The organism is Anabaena sp. FACHB-83, from assembly GCF_014697485.1.
GTDB lineage: Bacteria > Cyanobacteriota > Cyanobacteriia > Cyanobacteriales > Nostocaceae > Nostoc_B.
Window position 1 is genome coordinate 33843 of the sequence record NZ_JACJRY010000010.1, and the last position, 16983, is coordinate 50825.

3 protein-coding genes are annotated in these 16983 nt (G+C 39.5%); all 3 read left to right on the forward strand.

Annotated elements, in window-relative coordinates:
* Positions 1-57: 57 nt before the first annotated feature.
* The 3 genes from H6G79_RS14170 to H6G79_RS14180 all read left to right on the forward strand — a co-directional run bounded on the left by H6G79_RS14170 (position 58) and on the right by H6G79_RS14180 (position 16972).
* Positions 58-5466, forward strand: coding sequence for an ATP-binding sensor histidine kinase (locus tag H6G79_RS14170; protein ID WP_190589676.1), 5409 nt, complete (start codon positions 58-60; stop codon positions 5464-5466).
* A 266-nt stretch (positions 5467-5732) separates the two neighbouring features.
* Positions 5733-11105, forward strand: coding sequence for an ATP-binding sensor histidine kinase (locus tag H6G79_RS14175; RefSeq protein ID WP_190589675.1), 5373 nt, complete (start codon positions 5733-5735; stop codon positions 11103-11105).
* 74 nt (positions 11106-11179) lie between these two features.
* Positions 11180-16972, forward strand: coding sequence for an ATP-binding sensor histidine kinase (locus H6G79_RS14180; RefSeq protein WP_190589674.1), 5793 nt, complete (start codon positions 11180-11182; stop codon positions 16970-16972).
* Positions 16973-16983: the final 11 nt, after the last annotated feature.

The following is a 16983-nucleotide window of genomic DNA, read 5'->3' on the forward strand; positions in this document are numbered from 1 at the left end:
GAGTAAGGTTGAGCGTTTGGGAATACTAAATCAAGACATTTTCAAGATTTAGATATTATGATTGACACGCTTGTGAAGATTCCCGGATATCGCATTAGTGAAGAACTCTACAATGGTTCGAGAACGCTGGTTTACCGCGCAGTCAGAGAAAGCGACTCAATACCAGTAGTCATAAAACTGCTGAAAAATCCTTATCCCAGCTTTAGCGAACTGTTGTTATTTCGCAATCAATACACTATTGGCAAAAATCTCAACTCACCTCTGATTATCCAAACCTATAGCCTTGAACCCTTACATAATGGCTATATGTTAGTTATGGAAGACTTTGGGGGAATTTCTCTCAAGGATTATTTCAGCAAAAATCAGGGTCTTGCATCTTTAGAAGAGTTTTTAATTTTAGCGATCGCACTCTGCGACACTCTCAACTTACTCTACCACGAGCGAATTATTCATAAAGATATTAAACCCAGCAATATCTTAATTAATCCTGAAACCAAGCAAATCAAATTAATCGACTTTAGTATTGCATCACTCCTACCCAGAGAAACCCAAACCCTAGTTAACCCCAACGTATTAGAAGGCACACTCGCTTATATATCTCCCGAACAGACAGGGAGAATGAACCGGGGTATTGATTATCGCACAGATTTTTATTCCTTGGGTGTGACTTTTTATGAATTCCTCACAGGTGAGTTACCATTCTCATCTAATGATGCGATGGAATTGGTACATTCTCACATTGCGAAAATTCCCCCATTATTACACGCAATTAATCGAGATATCCCCTCAGTTATCTCAGAAATCGTCAGTAAGTTGATGGCGAAAAATGCTGAAGATAGATATCAGAGTGCATTAGGATTAAAATTTGATTTAGAAAAATGCTTAAATCAACTAAGAGAAACTGGTGAGATTCAGAGTTTTGCAATTGCGAGTCGGGATTTGTGCGATCGCTTCATTATTCCTGATAAATTATATGGCAGAGAAACCGAAGTAAATACCCTACTAGAAGCATTTGAAAGAGTCAGCCAGGGTACAACGGAAATGATGCTGGTGGCTGGGTTTTCGGGAATTGGTAAAACAGCAGTTGTTAACGAAGTGCATAAACCAATTGTTAGACAACGTGGCTATTTTATTAAAGGTAAATATGACCAATTTCAACGTAATATTCCCTTTTCGGCATTTGTGCAAGCATTCCGCGATTTAATGGGGCAATTATTGACCGAAAGCGATGTACAAATCCAGCAATGGAAACATAAAATAGTAGAGGCTGTCGGGGAAAATGGACAAGTCATTATTGAAGTCATTCCCGAATTAGAAAACATTATTGGCAAACAAGCACCAGCTAAAAAATTATCAGGAGCCGCCGCCGAAAATCGCTTTAATTTATTATTTCAAAAATTCACCCAAGTCTTTACAACCCCTGAACATCCCCTAGTGATGTTTCTCGATGATTTGCAATGGGCTGATTCCGCATCATTAAAATTAATGCAGCTATTAATGGCTGATATTGGGTATCTTTTTATTATTGGTGCATATCGTGATAACGAAGTCCATTCAGGACATCCATTATTGTTGACTTTGAGTGAAATCCAAAAGACACAAGCAACAATTAACACAATTAACTTAGTACCACTCAGTCAAGTGCAAGTGAATCAGTTAGTTGCTGACACACTCAAATGTTCAGAAGCTTTGGCATGGAATCTTTCTGTATTAATCTATCAAAAAACTCAAGGTAATCCATTTTTCGCTACCCAGTTTCTCAAGGCATTACATCAAGATAGACTGATTCAATTTGATTTTGAATTAGGTTGTTGGGAATGTGATATTTCCCAAGTAAAGGCGCAAGCGGTTACAGATGATGTTGTAGCTTTTATGAGTTGGCAATTGCAGAAACTGCCGCCCTCAACACAAGAAATCATCAAACTGGCAGCTTGTATTGGTAATTCTTTTGATTTAGCAACTTTAGCAATTGTTGCAGAACAATCTCAAATTGAAACAGCAGCTTGTTTGTGGAAAGCATTACAAGAAGGGTTGATTATACCCATTGGTGATGTTTATAAGTTTTATGTTGGGCAAGAAAATCTTGTAAGTATATCGGCAAATCAACAGACTGTTAATTACAAATTTATACACGACAGAGTACAACAAGCCGCTTATTCTCTAATTCCCGATGACCAAAAACAAGCAACTCACTATCAAGTCGGTCAACTGCTATGGAAAAACACAGATGTTGCAGCCATAGAACTCAAGATTTTTGATATTGTCAATCAGTTGAATAAAGGTATTGACATTATTATTCAGGCATCAGAATGCTATGAGTTAGCTGAATTAAATTTATTGGCTGGCAAGAAAGCCAAAACTTCAACCGCTTATAAATCAGCCGTTAAGTATTTGGAAGTAGGCATTAAACTATTATCGATAGATAGTTGGCAAAATCACTATCAACTTACTTTTGATTTATATCGAGATTGTGCAGAATGTGAATATTTTAATAGCAATTTTGCTCAGGCAGAAAAGTTATATGATATTGCTTTGCAGAATACTCCAGATGACATTCATAAAGCAGAGATTTATGCTAGTTTGTCAACTCTGCGGATTGTTCAGGGTGAAAATTTGGCAGCAGGTTTTGCAGCTGCACAGGAAGGATTAAGAGTGTTAGGTATTACAGTACCCGATCGCACTGCGCTGCCAACTGAGATTCAAGCTCAACTCGAAAAAGTACAAGCAAAATTAGCAACAATCGAACTTTCATCTTTGCTAGAACAAGCAAAAATGACCGCGACGCTGCAAAAAGCCCAGATGAAATTACTGTTGGGTATGTGTACTGCTGCTTACTTAATCGGTAATGAGGAACTTGGCTTTTTATCCAACCTCCTCATGTTGGATTTGTCATTGAACTATGGCGCAGCAGAAAGTTCTGGTTTTGCTTACTGTTTTTATGGGATTAGTTTGGTGAATCAAGGGGAGTATCAAAAAGCTTATGAGTTTGGTCAATTGGCCTCTGCGCTTGATCGTCAATTTGAGGCGTTACCGTTTATTGTCAAAAGTAACAATCACTTTTGTCATGCAATTAATCTTTATAGCAGACATATTAAGACAAATTTACCGATTTATGACGAATCATTCCGAATTTGTCAGGAAATAGGCGATCTGCTCTATGGTGTTTGGTCAGTTGTGTTTATTACTTGGACTCATCTGATTAAAGGCGACCCGCTCAACGAAGTATACGCTGAAACCGAGAAATATCACAGCTACGTCGAGCGAGTCAACGATCAAAATATGCTGTATATGTTTAGCTTGCAGAGAGAATTTCTGCTGCATTTGCAAGCTTTAACAGAAGTTACCGATTTGTTGGACGATGGGTTAGTAGATCGAACAACTCCCTACATTGAAGTTTGGCGACAAAAGCAGGTAACATATTGTATTAATTGGTATAACCAACTAAAGATTCAGTTACTCTACCTCTACGGTCGTTATACTGAGGCGATCGCTTCAGCAGCAGAAATTGAGCAAACGATGGGCGCGGCGGGAAATTTTTTCCCGATTATTCAATATCACTTCTACTACCCGCTCTCCTTAGCTGCTTTGTATCCTACAGTCACCGCAGAGACAAAAATCCAGTATTGGGGCATTCTACAACAACAACAGCAACTCTTAAAACGTCAGTCCGAGACTTGTTCTGCGAACTTTCTACATCGATATCTACTGCTTTCGGCTGAAATGGCGCACATTTCTGGTAATCCTTTAGAGGCGAGCGATTATTACGATCGTGCCATCTCATTGGCTCAAGAAAACGACTACCTCCAAGAAGAAGCACTAGCAAACGAACTAGCCGCTAAATTTTATCTAGATTGGGGCAAACAGCGTATAGCTCAAGAATACATGATTCAAGCCTACTATTGTTATGCCCGTTGGGGAGCAAAAGCCAAAGTTGCCGACTTAGAAAAACGCTATCCCCAACTACTTGCACCCATATTACAGCAAACTCGTGCGGCTTTTTCTACGAACGAAACTATCTTCACTTTGGGGACTGTCACATCTACACGTTCTTCCAGTTCTAGCACCAGTGTCTCAGATACCCTAGATTTAACCGCAATTCTTAAAGCCTCTCAAACTATCTCTGGGGAAATTGAACTAGAAAAACTACTTGCATCGTTGCTTTCCATCGTGATTGAAACTGCTGGGGCTGATAAATGCGTGTTAATGCTATTGCAAGACAACCATCTATTAATTCAAGGTGCAATTACCCAAGGAACAAACCCAGTCGTCTTGCAAAGTCTTGCGATTGAAGACAGCCAAGATATTCCCCAAAAACTCATTTACAAAGTCAAAAACAACCAACAAACTGTTGTTTTATTGGATGCGATCGCAGATATCACTTTCGCCAATGACCCCTATATTATCCGTCAACAGCCAAAGAGTATTTTGTGTAGTCCGATTTTAAATCAAGGTAAGTTGCTGGGGATTTTATATCTAGAAAATAATTTAGCAAAGGGGGCGTTTACGAGCGAACGCGTTGAACTACTCAACCTACTTTGCGCCCAAGCTGCTATTTCCCTAGAAAATGCCCAACTTTATCAACGTTCTCAGGAATATGCCCAACAGTTAGAACAAGCATTACAAGACTTACAACAAGCCCAATTACAAATGGTGCAAACTGAGAAAATGTCAGCCTTGGGTAACTTAGTCGCTGGTGTCGCCCACGAAATGAATAATCCTTTGGGCTTTATTGCAGCTACTCTCAAACAAGCTAAACCCACCTTTGCCGATATTATCGAACACTTAAAAATCTATCAAGAAACCTTACCCGATAAAACTGAAGAAATCCTCGACCACGAGGCAGAAATTGATTTGGAATATACCATAGAAGACTTGCCTAAAATGCTGGATTCTATGACAATGGCTTGCGACAGATTAAAAAATATCAGCACTTCCCTACGCACTTTTTCCCGTGCTGACAGAGATTACAAAGTACCATTTAATCTTCACGAAGGCATTGATAGTACAATTTTAATTCTCAAACATCGTCTCAAAGCCAACGAACAACGTCCGGCGATTGAAGTAGTAACTAATTACGCTAATTTACCTCAACTTGAATGTTTCCCTGGGCAATTAAATCAGGTATTTATGAATATTTTGGCGAATGCCATTGATGCTTTAGATGAATCAAATCACGGACGGAGTTTTGCAGAAATTCAAGCTCATCCTAACCAAATTACAATCACCACATCAATAGCAGATAAATTTGTCAAAATCTCCATTGCTGATAATGGTAAAGGAATGAGTGCAGAGGTAAAACATAAAATCTTTGACCATTTATTTACTACCAAGGGAGTCGGTAAAGGTACTGGCTTAGGATTAGCGATCGCGCGGCAAATTATCGAAGAAAAGCACGGCGGTAAAATTACGGTTAATTCGATTTTAGGTGAGGGAACAGAATTTATAATTTCCCTGCCGATTATATAAAAAGGAATCAGAAGACAGAATTGGTGAATACTTCACTCATAAGATACACCTAGCTTGTCTAAGGATTCACTGATCTGTGTTGTTCACATCTCAAATAGGAATACCATATTGTCTGATTAATAAATTCAGTAATTCATAATCTCTTTAACTAATTATTAGTGATTAAACCTCTCACAAATGGGAATACTAAGTTTATCTAAACTTGCTGCGCGTGGTTTCATCCATGTAGAGAAGCAACCACCCAAAGAAACTAGAGGTATATATCAATGACTACTGAGTTGCAGACACCCGTCATTCCTGGATATCAAATTAGTTCTCAATTGTATGCAGGTTCTAGAACCATAGTATATCGTGCTATCCGTCAAGTTGATCAACTGCCAGTAGTCATCAAACTTCTCACTTCCGAATATCCGAGTTTTCACGAGTTATTGCAATTTCGGAACCAATACACAATTAGTAAAAATCTGCAAATTTCGGGTGTTATTCGTCCCTTGTCATTAGAAACTTATGGGCATGGTTATATATTAGTGATGCCGGATACGGGAGCGATCGCTCTAAGAGAATATATCAAAACCACGACTCTTTCTTTAGCGGAATTTTTAGCGATCGCGATTCAACTCAGTAATATTCTCCAAGATTTACATCAACACCGTGTAATCCACAAGGATATCAAACCTGCGAATATTCTGATTCATCCCCATAGCAAACAGATACAATTAATTGACTTTAGTATTGCTTCTTTATTACCGCGAGAAACTCAAGAAATCAAAAGTCCCAATGTTTTAGAAGGGACACTTGCTTATATTTCTCCAGAACAAACCGGGAGAATGAACCGGGGTATTGATTACCGCAGTGATTTTTATTCTTTGGGTGTGACCTTCTATGAACTGTTGACGGGGACTTTACCGTTTATCTGCGATGATCCAATGGAGTTAGTGCATTGTCACATCGCCAAAACTCTGATTTTGGGTAATCAAATAGATATTCCCCAGGTAATTGCAGATATTGTGCTGAAATTAATGGCGAAAAACGCCGAAGATAGATATCAAAGTGCTTTGGGATTAAAGCATGATTTAGAAACTTGCACTCAGCAATTACAAGATACTGGTACAATTACCAATTTTGCCATTGGACAACGGGATATTTGCGATCGCTTTCTCATCCCCGAAAAACTCTACGGACGTGAAGCCGAAGTTATCAGCCTGTTGCAAGCCTTTGAACGTGTCGCCAAGGGTACATCTGAAATGATGCTGGTTGCGGGATTTTCGGGAATTGGGAAAACCGCCGTCGTCAACGAAGTGCATAAACCCATCACCCGCCAGCAAGGCTACTTCATCAAAGGAAAATTTGATCAGTTTAACCGAAATATTCCCTTATTGGCTTTTGTCCAAGCTTTGCGCGATTTGATTGGGCAGTTATTATCAGAATCAGATACCCAATTAAATCAATGGCGCAGTCAGATTCTCGCGGCTTTGGGCGATAATGGACAAGTTTTAATTGAAGTGATGCCAGAACTCGAAAGAGTCATTGGTAAACAACCACCTGCACCAGAATTATCAGGAACAGCCGCCCAAAACAGATTTAACTTATTATTTCAGAAATTTATTGCCGTCTTTACGACCGCCGAACATCCATTAGTGATGTTTATTGATGATTTGCAATGGGCAGATTCCGCATCTTTGCAATTAATTAAACTGCTGATGGCAGATAAAAATTATCTGTTATTGTTGGGCGCTTATCGAGATAATGAAGTTTCGCCAACTCACCCGTTAATCTTAACAGTTGCAGAACTCCAGCAAGTTGGTAGAACTGTAAATACAATTACCCTTGCGCCTTTGACTTTGAGTGACACCAATCAGTTAATTGCCGATACACTGCATTGTACAACTGAGCGATCGCTTCCTCTCACAGAATTAATTATCCGTAAAACTAAAGGTAATCCCTTTTTCATTACCCAATTTCTCAAAGCCTTACACGAAGATGGAGAAATTAAATTTAACCGTGAACAAGGCTATTGGGAATGTGATATTGCTCAAATTAATGCCTTATCTCTCACCGATGATGTGGTTGAGTTTATGGCACAGCAGTTACAAAAGTTACCTGATGAAACTCAAAATGTTCTCAAGTTAGCTGCTTGTATTGGTAATTCTTTTGATTTAGCTACCTTAGCAATTGTTTCCGAACAATTACAAATGGAAGCGGCAACAGCCTTGTGGAAAGCTTTACAAGAAGGATTAATTCTGCCCCAAAGTGAAGTTTATAAATTTTATCTCAGCCACGAACAAGCCAATCAAAACACTCACAAAATTGAGAACTTAACTTATAAATTTTTACACGATCGCGTCCAACAAGCTGCTTATTCTCTCATTCCTGACCGCCAAAAACAAGCTACTCACCGCAAAATTGGGGCATTACTTTTAAATAATACCTTAGAATCAGAGTTAGACAACCGAATTTTTGATATTGTCAATCAACTCAATATCGGTATTGAATTAATTACAGAACTATCTCCAAGAGAACAATTAGCCGAGTTAAACTTGCGGGCGGGACACAAAGCCAAAGTAGCTACCGCCTACGCGGCGGCTGTGAGTTATTTAAACACTGGTTTAACACTGTTAACCGAAAATTGCTGGCAAAATCAGTATGCACTGACTCTGCAAATGTATGAATCTTTAGCAGAATCAGAATATTTAAATACTAATTTTGCCCAATCTAAATATTTCATTGATCAAACCCTATTATCGGCGCGTCAACCACTCGATAAAATCAAAGTTTATGAAATTCAAATCTTAGCTTACACTGCCCAAAATCAACTGCTAGAAGCTATCAATACAGGTAGGGAGGCTTTGAATTTACTGGGCGTTGATTTCCCAGAAGATTGTGATTTTGAGACGATGATTGCCGAACACCAACAACTCAAAATTATTTTAGGCGATCGCCCCATCGAATCTCTCGCAAATTTACCAATTCTCCAAGCACCTGATCAATTGGCAGCAATGCGAATCTTAGTAGGTTTATTTGCATCTGTCTATTTAGCCAAACCACAATTGTTACCTTTAAAGATATTCACAATGGTGAAAATCTGCATTCGATGTGGTAACTCTCCCCAAGCCGCCATCGCTTATAGTTTATATGGCTTATTTTTATGTGCGACTGGTGAAATTGAACGTGGCTATCAATTTGGGCAACTGGCAACTACTATTTTAGAGCAATTGCAAGCCAAAGAATTAACTAGTAAAGTAAATCTGACTTTTGCTTTATTTATTAAACATTGGCGAGATTCTTTACGTTCCACATTACCTGTATTTTTATCTGGTTTAACCAGTGGTTTAGAATATGGTGATTTAGAATATGTTGGTTATTGTGCCAACTGCTATTGCCAATTTTTATTTTGGACAGGTGAACATCTAGAAATTGCCGAAGCAGAAGCCGATAAATATTGTCTGCTCATTGAAGATATTAAGCAAGAAGCTTCGTTAATTTGGGCAAATACCTGGCGACAAACAGTTGTCAATCTGCGTGGCAAAGCCGAAAATGTGATGACGCTGGTTGGTACAAGTTTTGATGAAACTGTGACTTTACCTGCCTTAATTCAAAGTCGCAATGTCAACGGTATTTGCTATGTTTATCTTGCTAAACTTTTACTCTGTTATTTGTTTGGTGATATTGACACCGCGAGAGAATACGCCAGCAAATTTGAAGAATATGAACAAGGGGCGGCGGGTTTATTAATTACTCCCCTGAAGAACTTTTATCAATCTTTGAGTTTATTGTCAGAATATTCTAGCCCAGATACTCTCACAACAACTGTAGATTTAGAGAAGGTTGCCAAGAATCAACAATCTATGCAGATATGGGCTGATCATGCCCCTGCGAATTATCTGCATAAGTTTCAACTAATAGAAGCAGAAACTTATCGGGTATTAGGCAAATATTATGAAGCCGGGGATTTGTACGATCGCGCGATCGCCCTCGCCCAAGCCAACGGCTACCTCCAAGAACAAGCCCTCGCCTATGAACTGGCTGCTAAGTTTTACCTCGCTTGGGGTAAAGAAAAAATCGCCACAACTTATATGCAGGAAGCTTACTACGGTTATGCCCATTGGGGTGCAGAAGCCAAAACCAAAGATTTAGAAAGTCGTTACTCTAATTTACTGCGTCCGATTTTTCAGCCAGCTACAGCAACTCTCAACCCCTTAGAAACCCTGGCGGCTGTGACTAGTTCTAATGTCTCATTTCATAGTGCCACTACTGCCTCTTCTAACACCAGTTTGAATCTAGCCTTAGATTTTGCCGCTATTATCAAAGCCTCGCAAAGTCTTTCCAGCACCATTCAATTAGATGATTTGCTGTCTCAATTAACACAAATTATTCTGCAAAACTCTGGTGCTGATCACTGCGCCTTGATGTTACCCAACCGTGCGGGAATCTGGCAAGTCAGAGCGATCGCCACAACCAACACCACAAAACTTTGTGCGGAACCTTTGGAGAACAATCCTAATTTGCCAGTCAAGCTGATACAGTACGTCAAAAACACCCAAGAAGTCGTAGTAGTTGACAATCTCAAAACTGATTTGCCTGTCATTGGTGAATATTTAACTCTGCACCAACCAAAGAGTGTATTGTGCTTACCAATTCTCAATCAAGGCAATTTAATTGGGATTTTGTACTTAAAAAATCAGTCTAGCAGTGGGGTGTTTACAAGCGATCGCATCTTGATTCTCAACTTTTTGTGTACTCAAGCTGCCATTTCCCTAGAAAATGCCCGCCTCTATCACCAAGCCCAAGAATATGCCCAACAGTTGGAACAATCCCAACTCCAAATAGTACAAAATGAAAAAATGGCATCTTTGGGTAACTTAGTCGCCGGGGTTGCCCATGAAGTTAATAACCCCATTGGCTTTCTTTACGGTAGTATCCGTAACGCCCAAGAATACACCCAAGATTTAATCGGACATCTAGAACTGTATCAACAACATTATTCTGAACCTGCTGCCCCAATTCAAAATAATGCCCAAAATATCGACTTGGAATTTTTAATCGAAGATTTACCCAAGTTGCTGCATTCCATGACAGAAGCAACGGAACGCATTAAATCTATTAGCAACAGTCTGCGTACCTTCTCCCGTGCCGATACAGTCAATAAAGTCATAGCTAACATTCATGATGGTTTGGATAGCACATTAATGATTTTAAAATACCGCCTAAAAGCCAATGAACAGCGCCCCGCCATCAATATTCAACAAGAATATGGCCATATCCCAGAAATTGAATGCTTTCCTGGACAGTTAAACCAAGTATTTATGAATATCTTGGCTAATGCCATTGATATGTTTGATGAGATGGCGCAAACTCGCACATTTGCGGAATTACAAACCCATCCCCAAGAAATTACGATCCGTACTTATGTCACTGCCAATCAAGTTTATATCCATATTCAAGATAACGGCAAAGGTATAAGTGCAGATGTGACAAATCGCATCTTTGACCATTTATTTACTACTAAGGGAGTCGGTAAAGGTACGGGCTTGGGATTAGCTATAGCAAAGCAAATTATCGAAGAAAAACACGGCGGTAAAATCACAGTCAATTCTGCTCTAGGTGAAGGGACAGAATTTATCATCCAACTGCCAGTGTAAATTTTTACGTCATCATAGAGGAAAGTTGATCCTTTGGGAATACTAAATCAAGACATTTTGAAGATTTAGTGATTATGATTGACACTCTTGTGAAGATTCCCGGATATCGCATCAGCGAACAACTCTATGATGGCTCCCGAACACTAGTTTATCGCGCAGTCAGAGAAAGCGACTCAACACCAGTAGTTATCAAACTGCTGAAAAACCCCTATCCCAGCTTTAGCGAATTGTTATTATTTCGCAATCAATACACTATTGGGAAAAACCTCAATTCATCTCTGATTATCCAAACATATAGCCTCGAACCCTTACATAATGGCTATATGTTAGTCATGGAAGACTTTGGGGGAATTTCCCTCAAGGATTATTTTGCCAAAAATCAAAATGTTGCATCTATTGAGGAGTTTTTAGTTTTAGCGATCGCACTCTGCGATATCCTAGACTTACTCTACCATAAGCGAATTATTCATAAAGATATCAAACCCAGCAATATATTAATTAACCCCGAAACTAAACAAGTTAAATTAATTGACTTTAGTATTGCATCATTATTACCCAGAGAAACCCAAACCCTAGTTAACCCGAATGTTTTAGAAGGAACACTCGCTTATATCTCTCCTGAACAAACAGGGAGAATGAATCGCGGGATTGACTACCGCACAGATTTTTATTCCCTGGGTGTGACTTTCTATGAACTATTAACAGGAGAATTACCATTCCAATCTCATGATGCGATGGAATTGGTACATTCTCATATTGCGAAAGTTCCCACACTCATACATGAAATTAATCCAGATATCCCCTTGGTTATATCAGAAATCGTCAGTAAACTGATGGCGAAAAATGCTGAAGATAGATATCAGAGTGCGTTGGGATTGAAATTTGATTTAGAAAACTGTCTAAATCAACTAAAAGAAATTGGCGAAATCCAAAGCTTTGAGATTAGACAAAGAGATTTGTGCGATCGCTTCATCATCCCTGATAAACTCTATGGCAGAGAAACCGAAGTTCAAACCCTTTTAGAAGCCTTTGATAGAGTTAGCCTTGGCGCAACCGAAATGATACTAGTAGCTGGGTTTTCGGGAATTGGGAAAACAGCAGTTGTAAAAGAAGTACATAAACCCATTGTCAGGCAACGCGGCTACTTTATTAAAGGTAAGTATGACCAATTTCAACGGAATATTCCCTTCAGTGCTTTTGTGCAAGCCTTCCGCGATTTAATGGGGCAATTGTTGACTGAAAGCGATGTAAAGATTCAGGAATGGAGAAATAAAATATTAGATGCTGTTGGGGAAAATGGACAAGTAATTATTGAAGTCATCCCCGAATTAGAAATAATTATTGGCAAACAACCAGCAGCAGTAGAATTATCAGGAACAGCCGCAGAAAATAGATTTAATTTATTATTTCAAAAATTCACCCAAGTCTTTACAACTAAAGAACATCCTTTAGTCATATTTTTAGATGATTTACAATGGGCTGATTCGGCATCATTCAAGTTGATGCAGCTATTAATGGCTGATACCAGGCATCTTTTCATCATTGGTGCGTACCGTGATCATGAAGTTTATCCAGCACATCCATTAATGTTGACTTTGAGTGAGATCCAGAAAACACAAGCAACAATTAACACAGTTACTTTAGCAGCACTCAGTCAATCACAAGTCAATCAGCTAGTTGCTGATACCCTCAAATGTCCAGAAGAAATGGTATGGGAATTTTCAGTATTGATACATCAAAAAGCTCAGGGAAATCCATTTTTTACCGCACAATTTCTCAAAGCATTACATCAAGAAGAACTGATTAAATTTGATGTTGATTTAGCCTGCTGGCAATGTGACATTATACAGGTGAGGACTCAAGCAGTTACAGATGACGTTGTGGCTTTTATGGCATTTCAATTGAAAAAACTGCCACAAGCAACTCAAAATGTATTGCAGTTGGCTGCTTATATTGGTAATCAATTCGATCTATCCACTTTGGCTATTGTTTCAGAACAATCCCAAATTGAGACTGCTGCTGCTTTATGGAAAGCATTACAAGAACGGTTGATTTTACCAATTGGTAATATTTATAAGTTTTATGTTGGGCAAGAAACTCTAGTCAGTACACCAGAAAATCAAGAGATTGTTACATACAAATTTTTCCACGATCGCATTCAACAAGCAGCTTATTCCTTGATTCCCGATGACCAAAAACTTGCAACTCACCTGAAAATTGGACAATTATTACTGCACAGTTCCTCGGAAGTAGAACTGGAAGAAAAACTGTTTGATATTGTCAGGCATTTAAACCAAGGAATTGAGCTAATTACCCAACCGCAAGCACGGGAAGCACTAGCCCAACTTAACTTAAAAGCTGGGCAGAAAGCTAGAAATTCTACAGCTTATGTTGCAGCCAGAGTCTATTTGCAAACAGGGATTGATTTACTGACAGTCAACTGCTGGCAAGATCAGTATGAATTGACGATGAATCTCCATATTGCTGCTACCGAAGTTGCCTATTTGAATGCAGATTTTGATGGCATGGAGAAAATAGCAGCACTGGCGTTAAAAGAAGCTGAGACAATTTTAGACAAAATCAAAATATACCAAATTCAAATCGTCGCTCAGACATCTCAGGGCAAGATATTAGAAGCCATTACAGTAGGAAGAGATGCCCTATCTCAATTGGGGGTTGAACTCCCCACAGCACCTGACGAAGCCAAAATTAGCAAAGCCCTAGAAACCCTAGCTAACCTTCAAAGCGGTAGAGAGATTGAAGAATTAGTCAATCTACCTGTAATGAGCGATTGCCATACTCAGGCAGCTATGCAACTCTTAGGAACATTATTTTCGCCGATTCTACAGGCAATGCCGGGATTACTGCCCATACTGAGTGCAACGATGGTAAGTTTATCACTCCAGTTTGGGAATACACCAGGATCGACTGTGGGGTATATGATTCACGGTATGGTGTTGTGTGCCTTTTTGGGAGAAGTGAAAACAGGCTATAGCTTTGGGCGATTAGCAATAAACTTGCTCGATCAATTTAATGTCGGGGAATTCAAATCTAAAGTTCTACTGCTGTTTTCAGCCTGGGTTCAACATCATCGGGAATCTCTCAGGGTAACAACGCTGACGATGAAAGATGGCTATGTAACTGGTATAGAAACTGGTGATTTTCTCAACGCTGGCTACAACTCGCTCAATTACTTTATTGCCAAACTTTTTGCTGGGATAGAACTGGATATTTGGGAACCCGAAATAGCAGATTACAGGGCTGTCTTAGTGCAGATAAAACAACATTCTGCCCTGACTTATTTGGATATGATGCAGCAGACTGTACATAACTTGAAGGAAACCCGGATTCTGTCAGATTGTTTAGTTGGCAGCGCCTATGATGAAACGGTGATGATTCCTAAGCACTATCAGGACAAGGATCTCACCGCGATCGCTATTGCTTACACTTACAAACTGATGCTGGCATACTTTTTTGGTAACTACACCTCTGCCCTAGAATATAACACCCAAGCCAAACAGTATTTAATGGCAGTATCAGGGATGATTTTTATTCCCATGTTTCATTTCTATACAGCCCTGACGCATTTGGCACTGTTGTCTACACAGCCAGAGTCAGAACTAGATGAATTTCTCGCCTTGGTTGAAACCCATCAAACCACGTTGCAACAGTGGGCGCATTTTGCACCCATGAATCATCTCCATAAATGGTATTTAGTTGAGGCAGAACGACAACGGATTTTTGGCAATAAAGCGGAAGCAATTGAATATTATGATCGCGCTATTTCTGGAGCTAAAGAAAATGGCTATATCCAAGAAGAAGGACTAGCTAACGAACTAGCAGCAAAGTTTTATCTCAATTGGGGTAAACAGCATATTGCTCAGGAATACATGACCCAAGCTTACTATGCCTATGCTCGCTGGGGAGCTAAAGCCAAAGTTGCCGACTTGGAAAGACGCTATCCCCAACTGCTTGCTCCCATCCTCCAGCAAACCCGTTTTTCCTTATCCACTAACGAAACTATCCTCGCATTAGGGAGTGTCTCATCCAGCAGTTCCTCTAGTTCTAGCAGCAGTGTCTCCGATACCCTAGATTTGAAAGCTATCCTCAAAGCATCTCAAAGTATCTCCGGGAAAATTGAACTGGAAAAACTGCTGTCATCGTTGCTTTCCATCGTCATTGAAAATGCTGGGGCTGATAAATGTGTGTTAATGCTGTTACGAGACTCGCGCCTGCTGATTGCTGGCTCAATTACTCAGAGGAATGAGCCTGTTGTATTGCAAAACCTGGCGGTTGAGGATAGCCAGGAAATTCCCTTAAAACTCATTTACAAAGTCAAGCGCAATAGTCAAACTATAATTCTGCTGGATGCAACCGCAGATATCACCTTAGCCAACGATCCATATATTATTCGTCAACAGCCTCAGAGTATTTTGTGCAGCCCGATTTTACATCAAGGGAAGTTGCTGGGAATTTTATATCTAGAAAATAATTTAGTGACGGGGGCGTTTACAAGCGATCGCATCGAACTACTCAACCTCATCTGCGCTCAAGCCGCCATTTCCATAGAAAATGCCCAACTTTATCAACGTTCTCAGGAATCCGCCCAACAATTACAGCGATCGGTTGACGAATTGAGCGCCAGCAATTCTCGCTTTCATAACTTGGTAGATAATCTTCCTGGGGCTGTTTATCAAGTCCATTTGTCTACTAATGGTGAACAATCTTTACCTTATATCAGTGCAGGCTGTTATAAATTATGGGAAATACCAGTCCAGCAATTCAATACCAATGTCAAGACTCTCATTGATATAGTTCATCCAGAAGATATTGTGACTTTCCAACAGGCGCTAGGAGGCGCAATGACAACTCTGACTTCTGGGCAATGGTCAGGTAGAATTTTGACACCTTCTGGAATTGTCAAGTGGGTTCAGGCGGAAGGCTACATCCGCAAACTTGTGGATGGAAGTTTTGTTTGGGATTGCATTATGTTAGATATTAGCGAACGCAAACAAGCTGAATTGGCTTTGCAACAAGCTCAATTACAAATCGTTCAAAGTGAAAAAATGTCTGCCTTGGGTAACTTAGTCGCTGGTGTCGCCCATGAAATGAATAATCCTTTGGGATTTATTGCGGCAACTCTCAAACAAGCTAAACCCACCTTTGCTGATATTATCGAACACTTGAAAATCTATCAAGAAACTTTACCCGATAAGAGTTCAGAAATTCTTGATCACGAAGCAGAAATTGACTTGGAATATAGCATAGAAGACCTGCCTAAAATGCTCGATTCTATGACAATAGCTTGTGATAGATTGAAAAACATTAGCACCTCTCTACGTACTTTCTCCCGTGCTGATCGAGATTATAAAGTGCCATTTAATCTTCATGAAGGCATTGATAGTACAATTTTGATTCTCAAACACCGTCTCAAAGCTAACGAACAACGTCCCGCAATTGAAGTAATCACTAACTACGGTAATTTACCCCAAATTGAATGTTTCCCTGGGCAATTAAATCAGGTATTCATGAATATTTTGGCAAATGCTATCGACGCATTAGATGAATCGAATCACGGACGTAGTTTTGAGTCAATTCAAGCTCATCCTAATCAAATTATAATTACCACATCGATAGCAGAGAAAACTGTGAAAATCTCCATTGCTGATAATGGTAAAGGGATGAGTGAAGAAGTAAAACACAAAATATTTGACCATTTATTTACTACTAAAGCTGTTGGTAAAGGTACGGGCTTGGGATTAGCTATAGCAAAGCAAATTATCGAAGAAAAACACGGTGGTAAAATCACAGTCAATTCTGTTCTAGGTGAAGGGACAGAGTTTGTGATTTTCCTTCCTATCTCATAAAAGCATTTTGA

Coding starts and splice junctions, on each gene's coding strand:
- H6G79_RS14170 (WP_190589676.1), top strand. CDS start 58: ATGATTGACACGCTTGTGAAGATTCCCGGATATCGCATTAGTGAAGAA.
- H6G79_RS14175 (WP_190589675.1), top strand. CDS start 5,733: ATGACTACTGAGTTGCAGACACCCGTCATTCCTGGATATCAAATTAGT.
- H6G79_RS14180 (WP_190589674.1), top strand. CDS start 11,180: ATGATTGACACTCTTGTGAAGATTCCCGGATATCGCATCAGCGAACAA.